This is a genomic window from Caballeronia sp. TF1N1, assembly GCF_022878925.1.
Classification (GTDB): Bacteria; Pseudomonadota; Gammaproteobacteria; order Burkholderiales; family Burkholderiaceae; genus Caballeronia.
This window is the reverse complement of sequence record NZ_CP084626.1, coordinates 1,001,908-1,026,565: the sequence shown is the minus strand read 5'-3', so window position 1 is coordinate 1,026,565 and position 24,658 is coordinate 1,001,908. Positions and strand designations below refer to the sequence as shown.

21 protein-coding genes are annotated in these 24,658 nt (G+C 62.5%); 14 read left to right on the top strand and 7 right to left on the bottom strand.

Annotation, left to right across the window (positions count from 1 at the left end; translation table 11 throughout):
* Nucleotides 1-8: 8 nt before the first annotated feature.
* The 3 genes from LDZ28_RS04695 to LDZ28_RS04685 all read left to right on the top strand — a co-directional run bounded on the left by LDZ28_RS04695 (nt 9) and on the right by LDZ28_RS04685 (nt 7,217).
* The gene (locus LDZ28_RS04695; protein WP_244827545.1) at nt 9-3,131 is read left to right on the top strand and encodes an MdtB/MuxB family multidrug efflux RND transporter permease subunit; all 3,123 of its coding nucleotides are present in this window, start codon (nt 9-11) and stop codon (nt 3,129-3,131) included.
* A gap of 3 nt (nt 3,132-3,134) precedes the next feature.
* Nucleotides 3,135-6,470 carry an efflux RND transporter permease subunit gene (locus tag LDZ28_RS04690; protein ID WP_244827544.1) on the top strand — a complete coding sequence of 1,112 codons (3,336 nt, stop codon included), beginning with the start codon at nt 3,135-3,137 and terminating at the stop codon, nt 6,468-6,470.
* An 87-nt stretch (nt 6,471-6,557) separates the two neighbouring features.
* Nucleotides 6,558-7,217, top strand: coding sequence for an NAD(P)H-binding protein (locus LDZ28_RS04685; protein WP_244827543.1), 660 nt, complete (start codon nt 6,558-6,560; stop codon nt 7,215-7,217).
* 15 nt (nt 7,218-7,232) lie between these two features.
* Here LDZ28_RS04685 and kdpE read toward each other — a convergent pair whose 3' ends face one another.
* From kdpE to LDZ28_RS04670, 3 genes are all read right to left on the bottom strand, one after another.
* Complete coding sequence (kdpE, locus tag LDZ28_RS04680; protein WP_244827542.1) at nt 7,233-7,931, bottom strand: two-component system response regulator KdpE; 699 nt, start codon at nt 7,929-7,931, stop codon at nt 7,233-7,235.
* 54 nt (nt 7,932-7,985) lie between these two features.
* Nucleotides 7,986-8,960 carry a quinone oxidoreductase gene (locus tag LDZ28_RS04675; protein ID WP_244827541.1) on the bottom strand — a complete coding sequence of 325 codons (975 nt, stop codon included), beginning with the start codon at nt 8,958-8,960 and terminating at the stop codon, nt 7,986-7,988.
* 87 nt (nt 8,961-9,047) lie between these two features.
* On the bottom strand, nt 9,048-9,827 hold the full coding sequence (locus tag LDZ28_RS04670; protein ID WP_244827540.1) for an SDR family oxidoreductase: 780 nt from the start codon (nt 9,825-9,827) through the stop codon (nt 9,048-9,050).
* Between the two features lie 284 nt (nt 9,828-10,111).
* Here LDZ28_RS04670 and upp point away from each other — a divergent pair, with 284 nt between their 5' ends.
* The 10 genes from upp to LDZ28_RS04620 all read left to right on the top strand — a co-directional run bounded on the left by upp (nt 10,112) and on the right by LDZ28_RS04620 (nt 18,786).
* On the top strand, nt 10,112-10,765 hold the full coding sequence (gene upp, locus LDZ28_RS04665; RefSeq protein WP_244827539.1) for a uracil phosphoribosyltransferase: 654 nt from the start codon (nt 10,112-10,114) through the stop codon (nt 10,763-10,765).
* A gap of 345 nt (nt 10,766-11,110) precedes the next feature.
* Nucleotides 11,111-11,839, top strand: coding sequence for a YebC/PmpR family DNA-binding transcriptional regulator (locus LDZ28_RS04660; RefSeq protein ID WP_244827538.1), 729 nt, complete (start codon nt 11,111-11,113; stop codon nt 11,837-11,839).
* Nucleotides 11,840-12,048: 209 nt separating this feature from the next.
* Nucleotides 12,049-13,326, top strand: coding sequence for a phosphoribosylamine--glycine ligase (purD, locus tag LDZ28_RS04655; protein WP_244827537.1), 1,278 nt, complete (start codon nt 12,049-12,051; stop codon nt 13,324-13,326).
* Between the two features lie 111 nt (nt 13,327-13,437).
* Nucleotides 13,438-14,376 (top strand): oxygen-dependent coproporphyrinogen oxidase, encoded by a 939-nt coding sequence (gene hemF, locus LDZ28_RS04650; protein WP_244827536.1) that lies wholly within the window; start codon nt 13,438-13,440, stop codon nt 14,374-14,376.
* The gene (locus tag LDZ28_RS04645; protein WP_244827535.1) at nt 14,367-15,071 is read left to right on the top strand and encodes a nicotinate-nucleotide adenylyltransferase; all 705 of its coding nucleotides are present in this window, start codon (nt 14,367-14,369) and stop codon (nt 15,069-15,071) included. The genes hemF and LDZ28_RS04645 overlap by 10 nt, the downstream gene beginning before the upstream one ends.
* Nucleotides 15,072-15,073: 2 nt before the next feature.
* A complete protein-coding gene (rsfS, locus tag LDZ28_RS04640) occupies nt 15,074-15,529 on the top strand; it encodes a ribosome silencing factor (protein WP_244827534.1) in 456 nt (151 codons plus the stop codon).
* A gap of 14 nt (nt 15,530-15,543) precedes the next feature.
* Complete coding sequence (gene rlmH / locus LDZ28_RS04635) at nt 15,544-16,014, top strand: 23S rRNA (pseudouridine(1915)-N(3))-methyltransferase RlmH (protein ID WP_244827533.1); 471 nt, start codon at nt 15,544-15,546, stop codon at nt 16,012-16,014.
* Nucleotides 16,015-16,081: 67 nt separating this feature from the next.
* The gene (locus tag LDZ28_RS04630; RefSeq protein WP_244827532.1) at nt 16,082-16,693 is read left to right on the top strand and encodes a nucleoside triphosphate pyrophosphatase; all 612 of its coding nucleotides are present in this window, start codon (nt 16,082-16,084) and stop codon (nt 16,691-16,693) included.
* A gap of 7 nt (nt 16,694-16,700) precedes the next feature.
* Nucleotides 16,701-18,170, top strand: a complete 1,470-nt coding sequence (rng, locus tag LDZ28_RS04625; RefSeq protein ID WP_244827531.1) for a ribonuclease G — start codon at nt 16,701-16,703, stop codon at nt 18,168-18,170.
* Between the two features lie 268 nt (nt 18,171-18,438).
* The gene (locus LDZ28_RS04620; RefSeq protein ID WP_244827530.1) at nt 18,439-18,786 is read left to right on the top strand and encodes a YggL family protein; all 348 of its coding nucleotides are present in this window, start codon (nt 18,439-18,441) and stop codon (nt 18,784-18,786) included.
* A 92-nt stretch (nt 18,787-18,878) separates the two neighbouring features.
* On the opposite strand, the gene LDZ28_RS32660 is transcribed toward LDZ28_RS04620, so the two are convergent.
* The 4 genes from LDZ28_RS32660 to LDZ28_RS04605 all read right to left on the bottom strand — a co-directional run bounded on the left by LDZ28_RS32660 (nt 18,879) and on the right by LDZ28_RS04605 (nt 23,487).
* Nucleotides 18,879-19,424 carry a CotH kinase family protein gene (locus LDZ28_RS32660; protein WP_255784592.1) on the bottom strand — a complete coding sequence of 182 codons (546 nt, stop codon included), beginning with the start codon at nt 19,422-19,424 and terminating at the stop codon, nt 18,879-18,881.
* Complete coding sequence (locus tag LDZ28_RS32655) at nt 19,352-20,194, bottom strand: CotH kinase family protein (protein ID WP_255784591.1); 843 nt, start codon at nt 20,192-20,194, stop codon at nt 19,352-19,354. The genes LDZ28_RS32660 and LDZ28_RS32655 overlap by 73 nt, the downstream gene beginning before the upstream one ends.
* Before the next feature lie 124 nt (nt 20,195-20,318).
* A complete protein-coding gene (gene msbA, locus LDZ28_RS04610) occupies nt 20,319-22,037 on the bottom strand; it encodes a lipid A export permease/ATP-binding protein MsbA (RefSeq protein WP_370652127.1) in 1,719 nt (572 codons plus the stop codon).
* Nucleotides 22,038-22,209: 172 nt separating this feature from the next.
* A complete protein-coding gene (locus tag LDZ28_RS04605; RefSeq protein ID WP_244827528.1) occupies nt 22,210-23,487 on the bottom strand; it encodes an O-antigen ligase in 1,278 nt (425 codons plus the stop codon).
* 159 nt (nt 23,488-23,646) lie between these two features.
* Between LDZ28_RS04605 and LDZ28_RS04600 the strand changes: the two genes are divergently transcribed.
* Nucleotides 23,647-24,642, top strand: coding sequence for a glycosyltransferase (locus LDZ28_RS04600; RefSeq protein ID WP_244827527.1), 996 nt, complete (start codon nt 23,647-23,649; stop codon nt 24,640-24,642).
* Nucleotides 24,643-24,658 lie beyond the last annotated feature (16 nt).

The following is a 24,658-nucleotide window of genomic DNA, read 5'->3' as shown; positions in this document are numbered from 1 at the left end:
AGAGCCGCATGAATCCATCTCGCCTTTTTATCCTGCGTCCGGTCGGCACGGCGCTTCTGATGGCGGCGATCATGCTGGTCGGCCTCGTCGCGCTACGTTTTCTGCCGCTGTCCGCGCTGCCCGCGGTCGATTATCCGACCATCCAGGTGCAGACGTTTTACCCCGGCGCGTCGCCGGATGTGATGACCTCCAGCGTCACCGCGCCGCTCGAAAAGCAGTTCGGGCAGATGGCGAGCCTGAACCAGATGTCGTCGCAGAGTTCGGCGGGTGCGTCGGTCATCACCTTGCAGTTCAGTCTGGATTTGCCGCTCGATATCGCCGAGCAGGAAGTTCAGGCCGCCATCAACGCGGCGGGCAATCTGCTGCCGTCCGACCTGCCCGCCCCGCCGATCTACGCGAAAGTGAACCCCGCCGACGCGCCGATCATCACGCTCGCGATCAGTTCCAAGACACTGCCGCTCACCAAGGTCCAGGATCTCGCCGATACGCGCCTCGCGCAGAAGATTTCGCAAGTCGCAGGCGTGGGTCTCGTGTCGATCAGCGGCGGCAACCGCCCCGCCGTGCGCATTCAGGCAAACACACGCGCGCTGGCCTCGTACGGGCTGAATATCGACGACTTGCGCACGACTATCGCCAACCTCAACGTCAATACGCCGAAGGGCAATTTCGACGGCCCGTCGCGTAACTACACCATCAATGCGAACGACCAGTTGACCGATGCAAGCGCGTACCAAAGCGCGGTGGTCGCATACAAGAACGGCCGGCCGGTCATGCTCACCGATGTCGCCACGGTCGTCGAAGGTCCGGAGAATACCAAGCTCGGCGCGTGGGTCGACGCGACGCCCGCCATCATCCTCAACGTGCAGCGTCAGCCGGGCGCGAACGTCATTCAAGTGGTGGACGGCATCAAGAAGCTGCTGCCAGGCTTGCAGCAATCGCTGCCGGCGGCGCTGGACGTGCGCATCGTCACGGACCGCACCACCACCATCCGCGCGTCGGTGCGCGACGTGCAGTTCGAACTCGCGCTCTCCGTCGTGCTGGTCGTGCTGGTAATTTATCTGTTTCTCGCGAACGTCTACGCCACCATCATCCCGAGTCTTTCCGTGCCGCTGTCCTTGGTCGGCACGCTCGCGATCATGTACCTGTGCGGCTTTTCACTCGACAATCTTTCGCTTATGGCGCTGACCATCGCGACGGGCTTCGTCGTCGACGACGCCATCGTCATGATCGAAAACATCGCGCGCTATGTCGAGGAAGGCGACCCGCCGCTCGAAGCAGCGTTGAAAGGCTCGAAGCAGATCGGTTTCACCATCATTTCGCTGACGGTTTCACTGATCGCGGTGCTTATCCCGCTGCTCTTCATGGGCGATGTGGTTGGCCGTCTGTTCCACGAGTTCGCGATCACGCTCGCCGTGACCATCGTGATCTCGGCTATCGTCTCGCTCACGCTCGTGCCGATGATGTGCGCAAAACTCCTGCGCCACACGCCGCCCAAAGATAGCAAGCGCTTCGAGGCGCGCGCCCACAAGTTCATCGACTACGTGATCGGCCGCTACGCCGTCGCGCTCGAATGGGTGCTGGAGCGGCAAGCCGCGACGCTCGTCGTCGCCCTGCTGACGCTCGTTTTGACCGCCGTGCTGTACATCTTCATTCCGAAGGGCCTCTTTCCCACGCAGGACACCGGCGTGATCCAGGCGATCACGCAAGCGCCGCAGGCCGCGTCGTATCAGGCCGTGGCCGAGCAGCAGCAGGCGCTCGCGCAGAAGATTCTGCAGAACCCGGATGTCGAAAGCCTGACTTCGTTCATCGGCGTGGACGGCACCAACATCACGCTGAACAGCGGGCGCATGCTCATCAACCTGAAGCCGCGCGACGACCGCAGCAACACGTCGAGCGACGTGATCCGTTCCATTCAGAGCGACGTCGCGGACATTCCTGGCATCAAGCTGTATATGCAGCCGGTGCAGGACTTGACGATCGATTCCACCGTCAGTCCGACGCAATATCAGTTCATGCTGACCGACCCGAACCCGTCCGAGTTCGCGGAATGGGTGCCGAAGCTCGTCGAGCGGCTGCAACATACGTCCATTCTCACGGATGTGGCGACCGACCTGCAGCAAAACGGCCAGTCGGTGTATATCGAAATCGACCGGCCGACGGCGGCGCGCTTCGGCATCACGCCCGCGACGGTGGACAACGCGCTTTACGACGCCTTCGGCCAGCGCATCATTTCGACCATCTTCACGCAGTCGAATCAGTATCGCGTGATCCTTGAATCGGAGCCTTCGGACGCGCACTACAGCGAGATCCTGAACGGCATCTATCTGCCGTCGTCCACTTCGACGACGGGGCAGGTGCCGCTCAACACCATCGCCAAGTTCCACGAGCGCGCGGCGCCGTTGCTCGTCACGCATCTGGGCCAATTCCCGGCGACGACCGTTTCCTTCAACCTGGCCAAGGGCGAATCGCTTGGGGCGGCGGTCAAGGCCATCGAGCAGGCGAAGAACGACATCGGCCTGCCCGCGTCGTTCCAGATTCGCTTTCAGGGCGCGGCGCTCGCGTTCCAGGCTTCGCTTTCGAACGAACTGTTCCTGATCCTCGCGGCCATCGTCACGATGTATATCGTGCTCGGCGTGCTGTACGAGAGCTTCATCCACCCGATCACCATTCTCTCGACGCTGCCGTCCGCAGGCGTCGGCGCGCTGCTTTCGCTGATGGTCACCGGGCACGATCTGGACATCATCGGCATCATCGGCATCGTGCTCTTGATCGGTATCGTGAAGAAGAACGCCATCATGATGATCGACTTCGCGCTCGAAGCCGAGCGCGATCAAGGCAAGTCGCCGCGCGACGCGATCTTCCAGGCGTGTCTGCTGCGCTTTCGCCCGATTCTCATGACAACGATGGCCGCGCTTCTCGGCGCGCTGCCGCTCATGATCGGCTGGGGCGCGGGTTCGGAGCTGCGGCATCCGCTCGGTATCGCGATTGTCGGCGGTCTGATCGTCTCGCAGTTGCTCACGCTCTTCACCACGCCCGTGATCTATCTGGCCTTCGATTCGCTCGGCCGCCGGTTGCGCGCGCGCTTCGGCGGCGGCATGCACGAGCCGCGGCCCGCCGCCGACGCGGAGTAAGCCATGAACATGTCGCGCATTTTCATCGACCGGCCCGTTGCGACGACGCTGCTCGCGGTGGGCATCGCGCTCGCCGGCATGTTCGCGTTCGTGAAGCTGCCGGTCGCGCCGCTGCCTCAAGTGGATTTTCCGACCATTTCCGTGCAGGCGCAGTTGCCGGGCGCAAGTCCCGAAACCGTCGCGACGAGCGTGGCGAGTCCGCTCGAACGGCATCTCGGCTCCATCGCCGATGTCAGCGAGATGACTTCGCAAAGCGCGGTCGGCACCACGCGCATCACGCTGCAGTTCGGCCTGAACCGCGACATCGACGGCGCCGCGCGCGACGTGCAGGCCGCCATCAACGCCGCGCGCGCCGACTTGCCAACCGCGCTGCGCAGCAACCCGACCTACCACAAGGTGAATCCGGCCGACGCGCCCATTCTGGTGCTCGCGCTCTCCTCGCCTACCCGAACCGCGGGCGCGCTTTACGACTCCGCGGCGACCGTGCTGCAGCAGACGCTTTCTACCGTGCCGGGCGTCGGCGAAGTGGACGTGAGCGGCTCGGCAAACCCGGCCGTGCGCGTGGAGCTCGAACCGGGCGCGCTGTTTCACTACGGCATCGGGCTGGAAGACGTGCGCGCGGCGCTGGCATCGGCGAATGCGAACAGTCCGAAGGGCGCAATCGAATTCAAGGACAACCACGTCCAGCTCTACACCAACGATCAGGCGAGCAAGGCGTCGCAATACAAGGATCTGGTCGTCGCCTATCGCAACGGCTCGGCGGTGCATCTTTCGGACGTCGGCGAAGTGGTCGATTCCGTGGAAGACCTGCGCAATCTCGGCCTCATCAACAACAAGCACGCGGTGCTCGTCATTCTGTACCGTCAGCCGGGCGCGAATATCATCGAGACGATCGACCGCGTGAAGGGCATGCTGCCGCAACTGCAAGCCGCCCTTCCCGCCGATGTCCTGATCACCCCGACAGCGGACCGCTCGACCACCATCCGCGCCTCGCTGCACGACACCGAACTCACGCTCGTGATCGCGGTGGCGCTCGTCGTGATGGTCGTGTTCCTGTTCCTGCGCAACTGGCGCGCAACGCTGATTCCAAGCGTCGCCGTGCCGATATCGATCATCGGCACCTTCGCGGCGATGTATTTGCTCGGCTTCTCGCTCGACAATCTCTCGCTGATGGCGCTGACCATCGCGACGGGCTTCGTGGTGGACGACGCCATCGTCGTGCTGGAGAACATCTCGCGGCATGTCGAGAACGGCGTGCCGCGCATGCAGGCCGCGATACTCGGCGCGCGCGAGGTCGGCTTCACGGTGCTGTCCATCAGCATTTCGCTCGTTGCCGTGTTCCTGCCCATCCTGCTGATGGGCGGTATCGTCGGGCGCCTGTTCCGCGAGTTCGCGCTGACCTTGTCGCTGGCGATCGCCGTATCGCTCGTGGTGTCGCTCACCGTCACGCCCATGATGTGCTCGCGTCTGCTTCAAGAGCCGCATCAGAAGAAGAAAGAAGGCCGGCTCGCGCTCTGGCTCGAACGCCAATTCGAGCGCATGCAGCGCGGCTATGCGCGAACGCTTGGCTGGGCGCTCGGGCACCCGCGGCTCATCCTGCTCATTTTGCTCGCGACCATCGGGCTGAACGTCTATTTGTACATCATCGTGCCGAAGGGCTTTTTCCCGCAGCAGGACACGGGGCGTATCGTCGGCGGCATTCAGGCGGACCAGAGCACCTCGTTTCAGGCGATGAAAGGCAAGTTCTCGGAGATGATGCGAATCGTCGAATCGGACCCGGCCGTGGACAGCGTCGCCGGTTTCACGGGCGGGCGCACGACCAATTCCGGCTTCATGTTCATCTCGCTCAAGCCGAAGAGCGAACGCAAGGTGTCGGCGGATCAGGTCATCAACCGTCTGCGCAAGCCGCTTGCCGATGTCGCGGGCGCGCGCACCTTCCTGCAGGCCGTTCAGGATATTCGCGTGGGCGGGCGGCAGTCGAATGCGCAGTATCAATTCACGCTGCTGTCCGACACCACGAGCGACCTTTACACGTGGGCGCCCAAGCTCACCGAGGCGCTGCTCAAGCGCCCCGAACTCACCGACGTGAATTCCGACCAGCAACAAGGCGGTCTCGAAGCGATGGTGACCTTCGACCGCGCCACGGCCGCGCGTCTGAACATCAAGCCAGCGCAGATCGACAACACGCTCTACGACGCCTTCGGCCAGCGCCAGGTCTCGACCATCTACAACCCGCTGTCGCAATACCACGTGGTGATGGAAGTCGCGCCGAAATACTGGCAGGACCCGGAGATGCTCAAGCAGATCTACATCAGCACGTCGGGCGGCACGGCGAGCGGCACGTCATCGACTAATTCGACCACCACTTCCGGCGCCAACTCGACGGCGTCCACCTCGGCGACCGGTTCGACCGGCGCGGGCGGCTCGTCCACCAGCAGTTCCGACACAGCCGCCGCGCTGGCGCTCGCTTCGGTCAAGAATTCGGCGACCAACGCCATCGCGGCGAGCGGCAAGTCGAGTTCGTCGTCAGGCGCGGCGGTTTCCACATCGCAGGAAACGATGGTGCCGCTTTCGGCCATCGCGAAATTCGGGCCGGGCAATACGCCGCTTTCCGTCAATCACCAGAGCCAGTTCGTGGCTTCCACCATCTCGTTCAATCTGCCGCCGGGCAAGTCGCTCTCGGAGGCCACCGCCGCGATTTACGAAACGATGGCGGAAATCGGCGTGCCGCAGACCATCCACGGCAGTTTTCAGGGCACGGCGCAGGCGTTCCAGCAGTCGATGAACGACCAGCCCATCCTGATTCTCGCGGCGCTCGCGGCCGTGTATATCGTGCTCGGCATTCTGTATGAAAGTTATATCCATCCGATCACGATTCTCTCCACGCTGCCGTCGGCGGGCGTCGGCGCGCTGCTTGCGCTGCTGCTGTTCAAGACGGAATTCAGCATCATCGCGTTGATCGCGGTCATCTTGCTGATCGGCATCGTGAAGAAGAACGCGATCATGATGGTGGACTTCGCTATCGAGGCCACGCGGCACGGCGCCAAGACTTCGCGCGATGCCATCGAGGAAGCGTGTCTCTTGCGCTTTCGCCCGATCATGATGACGACCGCCGCCGCGCTGCTCGGCGCGCTGCCGCTCGCGTTCGGAACTGGCGAAGGATCGGAGATGCGCGCGCCGCTTGGCATTGCAATCGTCGGCGGGCTGATCGTGAGTCAAATGCTGACGCTCTATACGACGCCGGTGGTTTATCTGTATATGGACCGCTTCCGCGTGCGCGCAGAGGAACGGCGCGCGCGGCGGCGTGGCAATGCGCGGCCGGCGAGCGCGGTGGAGTGACGCGAGGCCGCGCAAGCACGGATAGCACAAGGCGCCGAAATCGCCTACTTTGATTGTCGAGCCGGCCACCGCAAGGAAGCGAACTCAATGAAGACGATGAAAGTTCTGCTGATCGGCGCGCACGGCCGCACGGGCCGGCTTATCGCGCAAGGTCTTCATGACCACGCCGCGCCTTTTCGGGCGCTGCTTCGCAAATCCGCGCACAAGAGCGAGTTCGCGGCGCTGGGCGCGGAAATCGTGCTCGGCGATCTCGATCAGGACTTCTCGCATGTCTTCGACGACATCACGCACGTGATCTACGCGGCGGGGTCGTCCGAGAGCGAAGGCGTGCACGAGGAACGCGCGATCGATCGCGACGCCGTCATGCGCACCGCCGATTACGCAAAGCGCCGGCGCGTGCGGCAACTCGTCGTCGTAAGCGCGCTGACCGCGTTTCATCCGGAGCGCAATCCGCTTTCCCTGCGTCATTACTCGCGCATGAAACGCGAAGCCGATGCCTACGTCATGCGGCGCGGCGTGCCTTACGCGATCCTGCGTCCTGGCCCGCTATCCGACGAACCCGCGCGCGGCACGATTGCGCTCGCGGACGAGACCACGGTCGAGATGCCCGACGTGTCGCGCGAGGATGTCGCGCGCATTGCGCTGCGTTGCGTGGCGCTTGGCGTGCGGGATCGGGTCATCGGCTTCGTCGGCGGAAACGAACCGCTCGACGCCGTGCTCGATACCTACGCCGCGGTCACCGCGTAATTCGAACGACGCACGTCACACGACTCCCACGAGCCGATATCCCACGCCCGTTTCCGTGACGATATGCTCGGGCTGCGCCGTATCGCGCTCGAGCTTCTGCCGCAGATGCGCCATATAGATGCGCAGATAATGCGGACTCTCCACATGCGACGGTCCCCACACTTCCTTCAGCAATTGCCGATGCGTCAAGACGCGCCCCGCATGCCGCACGAGCGTGGCAAGCAGGCGATATTCGATCGGCGTCAGATGCACGCTCTCGCCGTTTTTCGTGACGCGCCGCAACGCGAGATCGACGGTGACATCGCCGAAACGCACGGCCGGCGTCTCGCTGCCCGCCGACTGATTGCGCCGCCGCAAATGCGCGCGAATACGCGCCATCAACTCGGAAACGCCGAACGGCTTGGTGAGATAGTCGTCGGCGCCGGCATCGAGCGCGGCGACCTTTTCCGCTTCCTGCGTGCGGGCCGAGAGCACGATCACCGGCAATTCGGTCCAGCCGCGCAGTTCGCGAATGACGTCGAGGCCATCGGTATCCGGCAGACCCAGATCGACGATCACGAGATCGGGCTTGCGCGTCGCCGCTTCGATCAGACCTTGCTGGCCGGTTTCCGCTTCGTGCACGGTCATGCCCTCGGCTTCCAGGGACACGCGTACGAAGCGGCGAATCTGCTTTTCGTCCTCGATCAGGACGACGGTGACGGACGGCTCGCTCATATCGATGCTGTTCTATTTCTTAGTTTCAGTGAGAATCCGTCACGCGGGAAAGGCTCAAGGCAAAAGAATGGTCGAGCCCGTCGTCTTGCGCGCCTCGAGGTCTTCATGCGCGCGGGGCGCGTCGGCCAGCGAATAACGTTGCCGCACGTTCGTCCTGACCTTCCCCGACGACACGACTTCGAACAGTTCCGCCGCCATGGCATCCAGATCGGCGCGCTTGGCGATATAGCTGAAAAGCGTCGGACGCGTGAAGTAAAGCGAACCGCGCCCGGCGAGTTCGGATGAATCGATAGGCGGCACCGGACCCGACGAATTGCCGAAGCTCACGAAGTATCCAAGCGGCGAGAGGCTGTCGAGCGACGCGATATACGTGTCCTTGCCGATGGAATCGTAGACCACCGGCACGCCCGCGCCGTTGGTGATCTCGCGCACACGCTGAGTGAAGTTGTCGCGCGTGTAGACGATCGCGTGATCGCAGCCATGCGCCTTCGCGATCTCCGCTTTCTCGTCCGAACCGACCGTGCCGATCACCGTCGCGCCGAGCGCCTTCGCCCACTGCACCGCGAGCAGGCCGACGCCGCCCGCCGCCGCGTGGATCAACACCGTTTCGCCCGCCTTCACGCGATAGGTCCGGCGCAGCAGATATTGCGTGGTCAGTCCTTGCAGCATGATCGACGCGGCATCTTCGTAGCTGAGCGCATCCGGCAGCTTGACGACGAAATCCGCCGCCATCACGCGTTCCTCGGCATAAGCGCCCGGCGGACGCGACGCATACGCCACGCGATCGCCCGGTTTGAATTGCGTAATGCCCTCGCCCACCGCCGTGACTTCGCCCGCGCCTTCCATGCCGAGCCCGTTGGGCAGCGGCATCGGATAAAGCCCGGTGCGGAAATACACATCGATGAAATTGAGCCCGACCGCGTGATGCTTCACGCGGATTTCACCCTTGCCCGGCTCGCCCACGTTCACGTCGACCCACTTCATGACTTCGGGGCCGCCTGTCTTGTCGAATCGGATTGCCTTGGTCATCGCTTGAATGTCTCCGTCGGTTCAGTTCGCCATGTGTCGAGAATCAAGTGCGCCGTTCGCGCTGATGCGCGTGCGGCGCGGCTGCGTTCAGTACGTGCCCGGATAAGCGCCGCCATCGATCAGCAGATTCTGCCCGGTGATGTAGCCCGCATGCGCGCTGCACAGGAACGCGCAGGCCCGGCCGAACTCGTCCGGCTCGCCGAAGCGTCCAGCGGGCAGCGCGTCCGCGCGACGCTTGCGCGCCTCGTCGATGCTGATGTTCTGCGCCTTTGCCTGCGCTTCGAACGTCACGGCGACGCGGTCGGTGTCGAAGGTGCCGGGCAGCAGATTGTTGATGGTCACGCCCGTGGACGCCACCTTGCGCGCCACGCCCGCGACGAAGCCCGTGAGCCCGGAGCGCGCGCCGTTGGAGAGCCCGAGCACATCGATCGGCGCCTTCACCGACGAGCTCGTGATATTGACGATGCGTCCGAAACCGCGCCCGATCATCCCGTCGATGGTCTGCCTGATGAGTTCGATCGGCGTGAGCATATTGGCTTCGAGCGCCTTGATCCACATGTCGTGCGTGAAATTGCGGAAGTCGCCCGGCGGCGGCCCGCCCGCGTTGTTGACTAGGATGTCCGGCTGCGGACACGCGGCGAGCGCGGCGGCCTGGCCCTCGGGCGTGGCGATGTCGCCGGCCACGGTCTTCACGTCCACGCCATAGGCCGCGCGGATGGCGGCGGCCGTCGCTTCGAGCGTTTCCGCCGTGCGCGCGGTGATGACGAGATTGACGCCCTCGGCTGCGAGCGCCTCGGCGCAACCGCGCCCGAGTCCCTTGCTTGCCGCGCAGACGAGCGCGGTGCGCCCTGCGATTCCCATGTCCATCGTCCATCCTCCAGAGGTTGTCTCGACTGTTTCGGTTCGGAGCGCGTGAGATGACCGTCACGCCTTCCGCGCAATTCTAAGAGAATCGGGGCGGCAACGTCGGGCGGGCCATGCGGCTTGCCGATGAACGCGGCAAATGTTCTTAGGCAACGGCGGGGTTTTCGGTAAACTGTCGCCACTGTCCGCCCGGCGCGCGGCATGAGCGCCGGCGCTCACGCATCGCCCATGACGGCACCCCATCACACGAGCAGCACACCCGCAGGACGCGCGAACGCGCGAGACCCATGAAACAGGACAGCCGTTTTCCCAATCTCTTCATCACCGATCACCCGCTGATCCAGCACAAGCTCACCCACATGCGCGACAAGGACACGTCCACGCGCACGTTTCGCGAACTGCTGCGGGAAATCACCTTGCTGATGGGCTACGAGATCACCCGCAATCTGCCGCTCACGACCAAGCGCGTGGAAACGCCGCTCGTCGAGATCGACGCGCCCGTGATCGCGGGCAAAAAGCTCGCCATCGTGCCGGTGCTGCGCGCGGGCATCGGCATGTCGGACGGGCTGCTCGACCTGATCCCCTCGGCGCGCGTCGGTCATATCGGCGTCTATCGCGCGGAAGATCACCGGCCGGTCGAGTATCTCGTGCGCCTGCCGCCCGACCTGGAAGAGCGCGTCTTCATTCTGTGCGATCCGATGGTCGCGACCGGCTACTCGGCCGTCCACGCCGTCGACGTAATGAAGCGCCGCAACGTGCTGTCCGAAAATATCGTGTTCGTGGCGCTGGTGGCAGCACCCGAAGGCGTGAAGGTTTTCCAGGACGCGCATCCGGACGTGAAGCTCTACGTCGCCTCGCTGGATTCGCATCTGAACGATCATGCGTATATCGTTCCCGGTCTCGGCGATGCAGGCGACCGGCTGTTCGGCACGAAGAACTGATCGCAACCCGTTTTCGCAGATCAAGTCTCGAGACCGCCGCGCGACATGCGCGGCGGTTTTTTATTGTGCGATGGCTTTTGCGCGGCGCACTTTCCCCGAATCCGCCTTCGCCCGCTCGTTTTCCCCAATCGACGCAAGCCGCCTGCCAAGCCATCCCAGCATGATAAAATTTCGGTCTGTTCCTAAGCGGATCTTGCCGCGAGCTTGACTGGCTTGCCTTCGGGCCGCGCCCGACGCACGACCCGGCTGCCGTTTAAAAAGACGCGGCAGCGCATCGAACAGACATCTACAGCATCACAGCAAACCAAGGCGCGGCACGACGTCCGCGCGCGATGGAGAAAGGTAATGGCGGGTCACTCGAAATGGGCCAACATCAAGCATAAAAAGGCCGCAGCCGATGCAAAGCGCGGCAAGGTCTGGACGCGCCTCATCAAGGAAATCCAGGTCGCGGCCCGCATGGGCGGCGGCGAAGTCGACTCGAACCCGCGGCTGCGGCTCGCGGTCGACAAGGCGTACGACGCCAACATGCCGAAGGACAACATCAACCGCGCGATCCAGCGCGGTGTCGGCGGCGTCGATGGCGCGAGCTACGAGGAAATCCGCTACGAAGGCTACGGCATCGGCGGCGCGGCGATCATCGTCGACACCATGACCGACAACCGCACCCGCACGGTCGCGGAAGTGCGCCACGCGTTCTCGAAGTTCGGCGGCAACATGGGCACGGACGGCTCGGTATCGTTCATGTTCGACCATGTCGGCCAGTTCCTGTTCGCGCCGGGCACGCCCGAGGACAAGCTGATGGACGCCGCGCTCGAAGCAGGCGCGGACGACGTGGTGACGAACGACGACGGCAGCATCGAAGTGATCAGCCCCGCCAACGACTTCCAGAAGGTGAAGGACGCGCTCGAAGCCGCCGGCTTCAAGGCGGAACTCGCCGAAGTGACCATGAAGCCGCAAAGCGAAGTGGAATTCAGCGGCGACGACGCCCTGAAAATGCAAAAACTGCTGGACGCTCTCGAAAATCTCGACGACGTGCAGGAAGTCTATACAAACGCCGCCATCAACGACGAATAAGCGCCGCCGTTGCGCCCGTCCGCCGCGCTCGGCGGGCCGCGATGCTGGAACGGCTTTCGCTTGATGAGAAGGCAGGTGACGCAGCCTGAAGTCCGCGCGAGCCGCCTTCGACCTGTCATGCCGGTGACGGCGTGGGCTCCGGCATTGGCCTGGTCCGCCCGGCGTCAGCGCGCGGCTACTGCTTTCACTCAAGCTTTTCGGGGATTCAAATGAAGTTACTCGTCGTTGGTTCCGGCGGTCGCGAACATGCGCTGGCCTGGAAGCTCGCCCAGTCGCCGCGCGTGCAGATCGTCTATGTGGCGCCCGGCAACGGCGGCACCGCGCAGGACGAGCGCCTGCGCAATATCGACATCACCGAGCCTTCGGCGCTCGCCGATTTCGTCGAACGCGAGCATGTCGCGATGACCGTCGTCGGACCGGAAACGCCGCTCGCCGCGGGCATCGTCAATCTGTTCCGTTCGCGCGGGCTCAAGATTTTCGGGCCGACAAAGGAAGCCGCGCAGCTCGAAAGCTCGAAGGACTTCGCGAAGGCGTTCATGAAGCGCCACAACATTCCGACGGCCGACTACGAAACCTTCACCGACGCCGCCGCCGCGCACGCCTACATCGACACGAAAGGCGCGCCGATCGTCGTGAAAGCGGATGGCCTTGCTGCCGGCAAGGGCGTGGTGGTCGCGATGAGCGCAGAGGAAGCACACGACGCGATCGACTCCATGCTCGCCGACAACAAGCTCGGCGACGCAGGCGCGCGCGTGGTGATCGAAGAATTTCTTTCCGGCGAGGAAGCGAGCTTCATTGTCATGGTGGACGGCAAGCACGTGCTGCCGCTCGCGTCCAGCCAAGACCACAAGCGTCTGCTCGACGGCGACAAGGGCCCGAACACCGGCGGCATGGGCGCGTATTCGCCCGCGCCGATCGTCACGCCGCAACTGCACGCGCGCGTGATGCGCGAGATCATCCTGCCGACCGTGCGCGGCATGGAAAACGACGGCATCCGCTTCACCGGCTTTCTGTACGCGGGCCTGATGATCGACGCCAACGGCACGCCCAAGACGCTCGAATTCAATTGCCGCATGGGCGACCCCGAAACGCAGCCGATCATGGCGCGCCTCAAGGGCGATTTTTCGAAGGTCGTGGAGATGGCCATCGACGGCAAGCTGGACAGCGTGGAGCTCGACTGGGACCGGCGCACGGCGCTGGGCGTCGTGCTCGCGGCTCACAACTACCCGGAGACGCCGCGCAAGGGCGACCGCATCAACGGCATTCCGCCTGAAACGGACAACGCCGTCACGTTCCATGCGGGCACTACGCTCACGGACGGCAAGCTCACCACTTCAGGCGGGCGCGTGTTGTGTGTCGTGGGTCTGGCGGATTCCGTGCGCGGCGCGCAGTCCGTGGTCTACGATACAGTGAATCAGATTTCGTTCGATGGCATGCAGTATCGCCGGGACATAGGCTACCGGGCGGTGAATCGCAAGCACGGATAAGGCTTATCGCCTGAAATCGAGCCGTTCTTCCCGCGCTGCCGGACCTCCGCGTCCGGCAGCGCGTTTTTAGAGAATCCACATAACGCCTGTCATGGCGCATTGCAGCAATCGATGAGTGAAACGAACCAGCACGACGCAGCCCACGATATCGCCGCCGTCCGTCAATACCTGACGGGCTTGCAGACGCGTATTGCCGATGCCCTCGGCGCGTTCGACGGCAGTTCGTTCGCGACCGATGCCTGGACTCGCGAGCCCGGCGCGCATCTGCGTGGCGGGGGCGTGACGCGCATTCTCGAAGGCGGCGAGTTTTTCGAGCGCGGCGGCATCGGCTTCTCGGACGTGGCGGGCGACGCGCTGCCGCCCTCCGCTAGCGCCGCGCGTCCGCAACTCGCCGGGCGCGGTTTCGAGGCGCTGGGCGTGTCGCTGGTGATGCATCCGAGAAATCCGCACTGCCCAACCGTGCACATGAACGTGCGCATGCTCACGGCGGTCAAGCCCGGCGAAGAGCCGATCTTCTGGTTGGGCGGCGGCATGGACTTGACGCCCATTTACGGCTACGAGGACGACGCGCGGCATTTCCACCGCGTCTGCCGCGACGCGCTCGACCCGTTCGGCGTGGAGTTGTATCCGCGCTTCAAGACGTGGTGCGACGAGTACTTTTATCTGAAGCATCGCGACGAGCAGCGCGGTATCGGCGGCATCTTTTTCGACGATTTCTCCGAGCCCGGCTTCGAGCGTTCGTTCGCGATGATGCGGCGCGTCGGAGACGCGTTTCTCGAAGCGTATCTGCCGATCATCGACAAGCGCCGCGACACGCCTTACGGCGAGCACGAACGCGCGTTTCAGGCGTATCGGCGCGGACGTTACGTCGAGTTCAACCTCGTGTTCGACCGCGGCACGCACTTCGGTCTGCAAAGCGGCGGGCGCACCGAATCCATTCTCATGTCGATGCCGCCGGTCGCGAACTGGCGCTACGACTGGGCGCCCGAGCCCGGCACGCCGGAAGCGCGACTCTATTCCGACTTCCTGGTGCGCCGGCAATGGCTGTGATCGCGCCGGGCACACCTTGCAAAAAGCGCGTCGGCATTTTGGGCGGCACCTTCGATCCGATTCACGAAGGGCATCTGGCGCTCGCGCGCCGCTTCGCCGCGCTCTTGCGCCTGACCGAACTCGTGCTGTTGCCCGCGGGTCAGCCGTGGCAGAAGGAAGGCGTATCGGCGCCGCATCACCGGCTGGCGATGACGCGCGCGGCGGCGCGGTCGCTGCACATCGAGGGCGTGAAGATCACCGTCGCCACCGATGAAGTCGAGCGCGAAGGCGCGACCTACACGGTGGAGACGCTTGCCCGCTGGCGCGAGCAGGAAGGCGCCGAGGCATCGCTTGCGTTGCTGATCGGCGCGGATCAACTGGTCAAGCTCAATACCTGGCGCGACTGGAAACGGCTCTTCGAATTCGCGCATGTCTGCGTGGAGACGCGTCCCGGCTTCGATGTCGCGTTGCTGCCCGCGCCCGTCGCCGCCGAATTCGAAGCACGCGAGGCATCCCCGGAAGTCTTGCAGGCCAGCACGCACGGTCACATGCTGATCGACACCACGCTTCTCATCGACGTATCCGCCACGGCGATCCGCGAGGAAGCGAGCGCATCACACGAAGGCGCACGAGGCGCGTCGCAAGACGAAGTCCGCGCGCAGGTCCCATCCGCCGTATGGGACTACATTGTTCAACATCATTTGTATCAACGGTAATCATGGAAATTCAAAAGCTTCAACGCGCGATCATCGACGGTCTCGAAGACGTCAAGGCGCAAGACATCAAAGTGTTCAACACCACTCACCTGACGTCGCTGTTCGACCGCGTGGTCGTGGCGAGCGGCACGTCGAACCGGCAGACCAAGGCGCTTGCCAACAGCGTGCGCGAACGGGTGAAGGAAGCCGGTGGCGACATCATCAGCACGGAAGGCGAAGAGATCGGCGAATGGGTGCTGGTCGACTGCGGCGACGCGGTCGTCCATATCCTGCAACCGGCGCTGCGCCAGTACTACAACCTCGAAGAAGTCTGGGGCGACAAACCCGTGCGCGTGAAACTGAGCAAGCCGAGCATGTTCGGCGGCGCGAACGTCGAAGCCGACGAGGACGAAGACGAGGAAGATGCCGCACCGGCCGTCAAGCGTCCCGCCCGCAAGACCGCGCGCAAGCAGGCCTAAAGCGCAGCGCGTCGATGAAGCTCGTCATTCTCGCAGTCGGACACAAGATGCCCGACTGGATCACGAATGGCTTCGACGAATACGCGAAGCGCATGCCGCCCGAATTGCGCATCGAGCTCAAAGAGATCAAGCCCGAGCAGCGCTCGTCCGGCCGCAATGCCGAAAGCGTGATGGCTGCCGAGAAGCAGCGAATAGAAGCTGCCCTGCCGAAGAACGCCCGCGTGATTGCGCTCGATGAACGCGGCCGCGACTGGACCACGATGCAACTCGCGAACGCCCTGCCCGCCTGGCAACAGGACGGCCGCGATGTCGCGTTCGTGATCGGCGGCGCGGACGGCCTCGCGCCCGAAGTGAAGGCGCGCGCCGAACTCATGCTGCGTATCTCGAGTCTCACGCTGCCGCACGGCATGGTGCGCGTGCTGCTTGCCGAACAGCTTTACCGTGCGTGGAGCATCACGCAGAATCATCCTTATCATCGCGCGTAACGGCAGATGCCCTGATATTTCCGTGGTGGTGTCGAAGGCCGGCGCGCTTGTCGAGACCCGCTATCGAATGTCTACTTATCCCTTCGTCTATCTTGCGTCTCAAAGCCCGCGCCGCCAGGAGTTGCTGCGGCAACTGGGCGTGCGGTTCGAACTCCTCTTGCCTCGTCCCGATGAAGACGCCGAAGCCCTCGAAGCCGAGCTGCCCGGCGAAGCAGCGCATGCCTATGTTCAGCGTGTCTGCATGCTGAAGGCGCATGCGGCGCGCGCACGTCTCGTCGCGGGCAATCATGGGACAGCGCCCATTCTCGTCGCGGATACAACCGTGACCATCGACGGACAAATACTTGGCAAGCCCACGCATGAAGAAGACGCGGTCGCGATGCTGACGAAGCTCGCGGGTCGCGAACATGAAGTGCTGACGGCGCTGACCGTCGTCGATGCCGATGGCGCATGTCACGCCGCGCTCTCGCGCTCGACGGTGCGTTTCGCGCCGGTCGACCGTGCTGCGCTGCAACGATACGCCGCGACGGGCGAGCCTTTGGGCAAGGCCGGCGCCTATGGCATTCAAGGCCGCGCGGCAGCATTTATCGAGCGAATCGACGGGTCCTATTCGGGTATCATGGGTTTGCCCCTTTTCGAAACCGCAGCACTCTTGCGCGTGGCACGCGTCGAATTCTAAACAGGCCATGAACGAAGAAATCCTGATCAACGTCACACCGCAAGAAACCCGCGTCGCACTGGTTCAGCAAGCCGCCGTTCAGGAGCTTCACGTCGAACGCACGCTCTCGCGCGGCCGCGTCGGCAACGTCTATCTTGGCAAGGTCGTGCGCGTGTTGCCGGGCATGCAGTCGGCGTTCATCGACATTGGTCTGGAACGCGCCGCGTTTCTTCATGTTGCGGATATATGGCATCCGCGCGTGGCGGGCGAGCCGCATGGATCGTCGCCGCATGTGCCTATCGAAAAGATCGTCTTCGAAGGACAGGCGCTAATGGTGCAGGTCGTGAAGGACCCTATCGGCACGAAGGGCGCGCGGCTTTCCACGCAGGTGAGCATTGCGGGGCGCACGCTGGTTTATCTGCCGCAGGAACCGCATATCGGGATTTCGCAGAAGATCGAGAGCGAGACGGAGCGCGAAGCTATTCGCGCGCGTCTCACCGCCGTGTTGCCCGCCGATGAAAAAGGCGGCTATATCGTGCGGACGATTGCCGAAGATGCATCGAGTGAAGAGCTTGCCGCCGATGTCTCGTATCTGCGCAAGACCTGGGCGACGATAATTGCTCAAGGGCAGCGCGTACCGCCGACCACTTTGCTCTATCAGGATCTAAATCTGGCGCAGCGCGTGTTGCGCGACTTCGTGAATGACGAGACCACGCGCATTCAAGTGGATTCGCGCGAGACGTATCAGATGCTGGCGGATTTTGCGGCGGAGTTCACGCCGGCGGTGGCATCGCGCGTGCATCACTACACGGGCGAGCGGCCGCTTTTCGACCTGTACAACATCGAGGCGGAAATTTTGCGGGCGCTGTCGCGGCGCGTCGATTTGAAGTCGGGCGGCTATCTGATGATCGATCAGACCGAGGCCATGACGACCATCGACGTGAATACGGGCGGCTATGTCGGCGCGCGTAATTTCGACGACACCATCTTCAAGACGAACCTCGAAGCGGCGCACACCATCGCGCGGCAATTGCGGTTGAGGAATCTGGGCGGAATCATCATCATCGATTTCATCGATATGGAGAACGTCGAGCATCGCGATCAGGTCCTGAGCGAATTGAAGCGCGCGCTGTCGCGGGATCGTACGCGCGTCACGGTCAATGGCTTTTCGCAACTCGGGCTCGTGGAGATGACGCGCAAGCGCACGCGGGAATCTCTTGCGCATGTGTTGTGCGAGCCGTGTCCCACTTGTCAGGGCAAGGGGCAGGTGAAGACGCCGCGAACCGTGTGTTATGACGTGTTGCGCGAGATCATGCGCGAATCGCGGCAGTTCAATCCGCGCGAATTTCGCGTGGTGGCTTCTCAGCAGGTGATCGATCTGTTTCTGGAAGAAGAGTCACAGCATCTGGCGATGTTGATGGACTTTATCGGCAAGCCGGTTTCGTTGCAGGTGGAGTCGAATTTGAGTCAGGAGCAGTATGACATTGTGTTGATGTAGGACTAACTCATACAACCTCTAAAGAAACACGCAGGGGCGCGCGTTCGAACCTTTTGTTCATCGACGCATAAATAAGCAACGAGGGCCGAATAGCGGCCCTTCGTAATTACGAAGCTTCATTCACTTACGTCGAAAGAGATTAGTTGCTTTAGAGCAGCGTGACTGCGCCGACGGCCGAACAACCTGCAGCTAATTGGAAAAATTTATTCGATCAGGCCGACGCTCAAGCAGCGCGCGCTACACTGCGCGGTTCTGATTGGAGAACAACTTGGCAAAGAATTACAATCGTCGACAACGCAAGAAATTGCATCTTGGCGAGTTCCAGGAACTGGTTTTCAGGGCTCGCGCGCAGCTGGTTCAAGCCCTCGATGCCGAGCAGATCGACATCCTGATCGATACTTTTTTGGAGGAATGTGTCGAGGCAAACGGCATGCTAGCCTCCGGAGGCATCAACGAGGATGGCCTGGCCTTCTATGTCCAATCCGAGCGCTTGCGAGGTTCTGCAACCGACTCGCAACGTGAAATCATGCGTCGGTGGTTGGAAGGCAGACCAGAATTTATCGACATCGAAATCAGCGCCTTAATGGATGGCTGGTATGGTTTTCCAGACGACTGAGCCGAGCGGCTCTTCTGTATCGATGCTGCAAACAGCAAACAGCAAACAGCAAATAGCAAACAGGAGCGCGTGACGCTCCTGCAATTCCACCCTCAAAGATTCCCATCCAACCAGGCAATCCGCCGCGTGAGCCAATCTTTCAGATAAGCCACCTCACCCTGATAAGAACCCGTCACCACCGGATTCGGCCAAAGCTTCTTCCCAAGCACCGGCCATTTATCAAAGTTGCGCTTAGCTGCGCCATTTGCCTGAAGCGCCTGCGCGTTCTCATCGACATAACTCACGATCGTATCGATTTGCGATGCCTTCAGTTGATCCCACCGTGCCCGAACACGTGTCTCGAAGCTCGGATCGATCTGCTTCATGCGTGAAATCCACTGACCATTTGCAACCCACCATCCTTCCGGATACTGCGCGTCAGAAAAGTTAATGTTGCCCGCGCCAATGTCGAAGTCCCACAACGGCCCGAACTTCAATTTGCCGCCGGCATCCTTATAGAGGTAGATGCTCGCAAAATCCCGCGCGTCCTGATTCTTGAAAATCTCGTTGACGAGATACCAGTCGATCAGCGATGCGACGTCGAAGTACTGCTCGTAATTCCCCGAATTTGAATACAACGCGTCCTCGGCCTGCTGCATATAGTCTTTGATAAAAGCGACCTGTGCGTCCGTGCCGAATCCGGACTGTCGATGCAAAGCGCAATGCCGTGCGTCGTGCGCCAGCAAATGTCTTCGTCCATGCGCTCGTTGATTTCGACCAGGAAGCCTGTGCGCTCGGGCGCGACCGCGTTGTCACTATTGGCGATATTCACGCGGTTCTTGTCCACCCGCACCGACTCGACCACGTCATACACGCCCGCATACTGACCGTTGAGCGTGAGTTCGACGGGAACGTCATGCGGCGTCCACGCCATGCCAAAACGCCTGCCGAGTTCGAACGCCGTGCGATTGCGCAAGAGCGTCTTGTCGAAGTAATTCGCGAGCAGAATCCAGTTCTTATCCTTCGGCAGCCCAAAAAAACTTGCCTTGCTGTCGAGTTTCAAGCGATATGGCTTCTTGTCCGCCGTCCACGTGCTGTTGCCATGGCCCTTGATGCTCGTCCTGCCTGTGAAGGGATCGACATCGTCCGGCCCGGTGATGCCGAGATCGGCGCCGAGATAAACATCTTTATTGACGATCGGAACACGGCCATCCGTATTAATGGACATGGCCGGCAGCGCGGCCGCGGTCGTTGCGCTCTTGCCCGACGGGTCCGTCGTACCCGTGGTATCCGTCGAATCTTTCGAGGGAGCGCTAGAGCCGCCGCCCGAGCAGGCAGCAAGAACGGTGCTGATGAGAACCACCGCAGCCATCGACGCAAGGCTCGGCCGGCTGCGCGTTTTTGCTTCTACAACGAACTGCAACATCATCTTCGCTTCTCTTTCAATGATCCGGTCCCACGGATTGGGCCGCGGATCATATCAAGGCTAATCGAAGCGTTTGTATCAATAGTTGACCGAAGTCGGGAACAAGCGCCGATGGTCAATAAGCCGATCAAGCCGGCTGTTGCTGATACTGAATCCGGTGCAGATGCGCATACAGTCCTTCCTTGCGCAATAGTTCGGCATGGCTGCCCTGCTCCGCAATTCGCCCGCCTTCCATGACGAGGATGCGGTCCGCGCGCTCGATGGTCGACAAGCGATGCGCGATCACGAGCGTCGTGCGTCCCTTCATCAGCGTTTCGAGCGCGGCCTGCACGTAGCGTTCCGATTCGGAATCAAGCGCCGATGTCGCCTCGTCCAGGATCAGGATCGGCGCGTCCTTGTAGATCGCGCGGGCAATCGCCAAACGCTGCCGCTGTCCACCGGACAAGCGCATGCCGTTGCCGCCGATCAAGGTATCCATGCCATCAGGCAGCGCCTGCACCATATCGATGAGATTCGCCGCCATCAACGCCGAGAACACGCGGTCGCGATCGGGCTTCTGCCCATAAGCAACGTTCGCCGCAATGGAGTCGTTGAACAGCACGACATCCTGGCTCACCATCGCCATCTGGCCGCGCAGGTCGTGCAGGTCGTAGTCGGTGATCGGCACGCCATCGACGAGCACCTGCCCGCCGCGTGGATCGAAGAAGCGCGGCAGCAGATTCACGAGCGTGGTCTTGCCACTGCCTGACGGCCCCGCGAGCGCGACCATCTCGCCGGGCGCAACCTTGAACGACACGCGGTCGAGAATCATGCGGTCCAGCGAACCGTAGCTGAACGTGACATCGCGGAACTCGACTTCGCCTTGCGCGCGTTCCAGACGCCGCCCGCCGCCCTTCGGCTCCTCGGGTTCGTCGATCAGGCCGAAGATCAGCTCCGCCGCCGTCATGCCACGCTGCATCGGCTGATTGATGTCAATCAGATGCTTGAGCGGCGAGATGACGAGCAACATGGACGTGACGAAGGCAACGAAGCCGCCTACCGTGGTCTGATCGTTGGTGGACTGCACGACCGCAATCGTGATGACCACCGCGAGCGCGATCGACGCAAGAAACTGCGTGAGCGGCTGCGCGAGGCCGCCGGACACCTGCATGCGCATCGAGTAGCCGCGCAGGCGCTGGCTCATCTCCGTGAAGCGGTCCATTTCGTACGGTTCGCCGTTATGCACCTTGACGACCTTGTAGCCCGCGACGGTTTCCTCGACGACATAGGACAACTCGTTGGTCAGCGTCTGATGCTCGCGATTGAGCCGCCGCAATCGGCGGTTGATCTTGCTCACGAGCCAGCCGATCACCGGCAGGATGACCGCGACGATCAGCGTGAGCCGCCAGTTGAGGATGAACAGATAGCCGAGCAGAAAGACGACCGTGAGCGAATCGCGCACGAGCGTGACGACGACGCTCGATAGCACGCTCAGAATCTGGTTGACCTCGAACACGACTGCATTGATGACCGTGCTGGCCGTCTCGCGCTGAAAGAAGCCGGCGCTCGTGTGGATCATGCGCTCGAACATCTGCAGGCGAAGTTGCAGCAGGATCTTGTTCGACACGTACGACAGAAAATAGCCCGACGCATACTGCGCCGCGCCGCGTACGAGCGCGAGTCCGATCACCGCGGCCGGCACGAGCCATTTCGCGTGATCGCTGCTTTTGGAGCCAAAACCGTGGTCGAGCAACGGTTTGAGCAGCATCGGGATGCCGGCTTCGGTCGCGGCGACGATACCCATCGTCCCGAGCCCGAGCAACACCATGCCCATGAGCGGGCGGATGTAGGGCCACAGGCGCCGCATGACCGCGGTCGGCGACGAACTTTCCGCGCCGCCAATCGGCTTGCGCAAACTACCTTCTCGTTTCAAGAGCGTATCTCCACTTCGCCCGGCGCTTTCCAGCTCTTCCCGCGGCGCTCGTTGGTTACTTTTGTGATTTCTCGTCAGCCGGAGAATGAAACCGGCCGGCCCGAATTCAGCCGATCGGTCCGCGCCCCGGCTTGCCAAGCGGCTCGCGCGCGTCGTGCGTGATGACCGCAAGCAGCACGGCCCAGAAGAGCGCGATGAGCGACGTGCTCATCACGACCGTGAATACATCGATACTCAGTCCGAAGATGATAACCGACCCCGAGACCGCGATCCCGCAATACGCCGCCGTCGACACATCGGGATGCGGCGACTTCCGGTAGCGCAGGAAATACACGAGCGGCCCGAAATACAGCAACGCAAGACAGACCACGCCCGACGCGCCCAATTCCGCGATCGTCGAGAAAAACTCGCTGTGCGCGCGTTGATTGACGACGAGCGGCGATACCTCGCCGGCATCGGCCATGCCCTTGAGCGAATTCTTCAGATGTCCCTTGCCGACGCCGAAGACCGGATTCGCCTCGAACAGATGAATCGACGCGGTCCACAACTGCAGCCGCGCGCCGAGCGAACTGTCCGCCGCCGCGCCGTGCGACAGGCGCGCGATGTCGGAGCGCGTCGCCTGCACACGTTCGCGGCCGATCGGCGAGGCGAGCAAGAGCGCCATCGCCAGAACGGCGACGCCGAGCGCGGTCAGCCAGTGACGAGGGTGTTTGATCCAGCCGAAGTTGAGCAGGCACAGTACGAGAAAGAGCGGAATGGCAAGCCAGCCGCCGCGCGTGCCCGACAGATACGACGCGTAAATGCCGCCCACCAGTCCGAGCAGCTTCAGTGCAATGCCGAGGCGCTTCGCCAGCGCGTTCGGATAACGATCCCAGCGGATCGACATCACCGAAAGAAAGCCGAGCAGGAGCGCGGTATTGCCATAGGGAATCGGATTGGTGAAATCGTTGCCGAGGCGATCGAGTTCTGTCACCGTCATGTGGATGGCGCTGTCCACGGCCCAGAAACCCGCGCCGATGGCACCCAGCGCGCAGCCCCAGCCGAGCGCCTTCAGTTGCCGAATCGGCACGTTGACGAGCAGCAGGAAAATCGGCAACGCGAGTGCGAAGCGCGACATGCCGTCGAATTCGCGCGGCAGATAATAACCTTCGATGGCTTGCTGCAACGGCAGATAAACCATGAAGCACAGCATGGCCACCGTATAGAGCGGGAACGCGTTGACGAGCAGACCGAGCCTCAGACGAAACGGCTTGCTGAACCCCGCGAAGAGCGCGATGGCAAGCAACACGAAGAAGCAGTAGCCCGTCCCTCCTCGCACGACGAGTGTGCTTGCGGGCGCCAGCAAGACCATGCTGGCGATCATGTAGCGCAGAGTTTTTTCCAAATCGATGAACCTTAAGCGGGATTGACCGGCCGGCCCGGTCGCCTATCCCCAAATCGCGGGTTATTATAGCCGCTGCCGTCTGGCATGAGATTCGCTCTCCGCGAGCGCGCAACGCCGTAGCCAAGACGCGCCGGGCCTTCGAAGCACTCAGAATCGTACATGTCAGGAATATCACAGCCAGAGCAGAACGCGCCGCTCGCGAGTCTCTTGCTCATTAGCTTCAATCAGCAGGAAACCGTTGCCGACGCGATTGCCGGGGCGCTCGCGCAAACCTGGTCGCCGCTGGAAATCCTCATTTCCGACGATGCCTCCTCCGACGCCACTTACGCCGTCGCCGAGCGCTGTGTGCGCGAATATCGCGGGCCGCATACGGTGCGGCTGTATCGAAACGAGAAGAACACGGGTATCAGCGCGCATCTCAGTGCGCTCGCGGCGCGCGCATCGGGCGAGATGCTTTTTATCGCGGCGGGCGACGATATCTCGCGACCGGAACGCGTCACGCGCGTCATGGAAGTGTGGCTCGCAAGCGGCAAGCGCCACGACCTCATCGCGACCGACCTGCAAGACCTCGATGCCGAAGGCAATACGCACGACATCCTGCGCGTAACGGACCTCGACGACTATCGCAGCTTCGACGACTGGATGGAACGGCGGCCTCATCTGGTCGGCGCGGCGCATGCGTGGGCGCGGCGTCTCTTCGAGGAGTTCGGGCCGATCGCGCCTGGCATCTACGGCGAAGACCAGATCATGGCGTTTCGCGCGATCATGAGTCACGGCGCGCATACGCTGCACGAACCGCTCGTGCTGTACCGGCGCGGCGGGCTGTCGAGCAAGCGCAAATGGCGCACGCCGGCGGATTTCGTCGCGCGTATCAAGCTTGCGAATATCAACGGATCGGGCGAGACGCGTCAGCTCGAAAGCGACGCGGACAAGGTCGGCGTCGGCGCTCGGATGCGCGCAATGCTGGCGCGAAAGTCGGCGCGCGAGCGCTACGTGAGCGCCGTGTTCGGCGACGCGTCGTTGGCGCGCAAGGTCGCGTTGCTGGCTGGATCGAATGAAGTCAGTCCGGGATTTCGCATCAAGATGTTCGTGTATGCGACGTGCCCGTGGCTGCTTTCGCCGTTCTTCTTCGTGAAATGGCATTTGCGCGGCTAGGCTTTTCCAATCGAAC

Excerpts from the sequence above, each read along its gene's own strand:
- LDZ28_RS04695 (WP_244827545.1), top strand. The coding sequence starts at position 9 with ATGAATCCATCTCGCCTTTTTATCCTGCGTCCGGTCGGCACGGCGCTT.
- LDZ28_RS04690 (WP_244827544.1), top strand. The coding sequence starts at position 3,135 with ATGAACATGTCGCGCATTTTCATCGACCGGCCCGTTGCGACGACGCTG.
- LDZ28_RS04685 (WP_244827543.1), top strand. The coding sequence starts at position 6,558 with ATGAAGACGATGAAAGTTCTGCTGATCGGCGCGCACGGCCGCACGGGC.
- kdpE (WP_244827542.1), bottom strand. The coding sequence starts at position 7,931 with ATGAGCGAGCCGTCCGTCACCGTCGTCCTGATCGAGGACGAAAAGCAG.
- LDZ28_RS04675 (WP_244827541.1), bottom strand. The coding sequence starts at position 8,960 with ATGACCAAGGCAATCCGATTCGACAAGACAGGCGGCCCCGAAGTCATG.
- LDZ28_RS04670 (WP_244827540.1), bottom strand. The coding sequence starts at position 9,827 with ATGGACATGGGAATCGCAGGGCGCACCGCGCTCGTCTGCGCGGCAAGC.
- upp (WP_244827539.1), top strand. The coding sequence starts at position 10,112 with ATGAAACAGGACAGCCGTTTTCCCAATCTCTTCATCACCGATCACCCG.
- LDZ28_RS04660 (WP_244827538.1), top strand. The coding sequence starts at position 11,111 with ATGGCGGGTCACTCGAAATGGGCCAACATCAAGCATAAAAAGGCCGCA.
- purD (WP_244827537.1), top strand. The coding sequence starts at position 12,049 with ATGAAGTTACTCGTCGTTGGTTCCGGCGGTCGCGAACATGCGCTGGCC.
- hemF (WP_244827536.1), top strand. The coding sequence starts at position 13,438 with ATGAGTGAAACGAACCAGCACGACGCAGCCCACGATATCGCCGCCGTC.
- LDZ28_RS04645 (WP_244827535.1), top strand. The coding sequence starts at position 14,367 with ATGGCTGTGATCGCGCCGGGCACACCTTGCAAAAAGCGCGTCGGCATT.
- rsfS (WP_244827534.1), top strand. The coding sequence starts at position 15,074 with ATGGAAATTCAAAAGCTTCAACGCGCGATCATCGACGGTCTCGAAGAC.
- rlmH (WP_244827533.1), top strand. The coding sequence starts at position 15,544 with ATGAAGCTCGTCATTCTCGCAGTCGGACACAAGATGCCCGACTGGATC.
- LDZ28_RS04630 (WP_244827532.1), top strand. The coding sequence starts at position 16,082 with ATGTCTACTTATCCCTTCGTCTATCTTGCGTCTCAAAGCCCGCGCCGC.
- rng (WP_244827531.1), top strand. The coding sequence starts at position 16,701 with ATGAACGAAGAAATCCTGATCAACGTCACACCGCAAGAAACCCGCGTC.
- LDZ28_RS32660 (WP_255784592.1), bottom strand. The coding sequence starts at position 19,424 with ATGCAGCAGGCCGAGGACGCGTTGTATTCAAATTCGGGGAATTACGAG.
- LDZ28_RS32655 (WP_255784591.1), bottom strand. The coding sequence starts at position 20,194 with ATGATGTTGCAGTTCGTTGTAGAAGCAAAAACGCGCAGCCGGCCGAGC.
- msbA (WP_370652127.1), bottom strand. The coding sequence starts at position 22,037 with ATGCGGCGCCTGTGGCCCTACATCCGCCCGCTCATGGGCATGGTGTTG.
- LDZ28_RS04600 (WP_244827527.1), top strand. The coding sequence starts at position 23,647 with ATGTCAGGAATATCACAGCCAGAGCAGAACGCGCCGCTCGCGAGTCTC.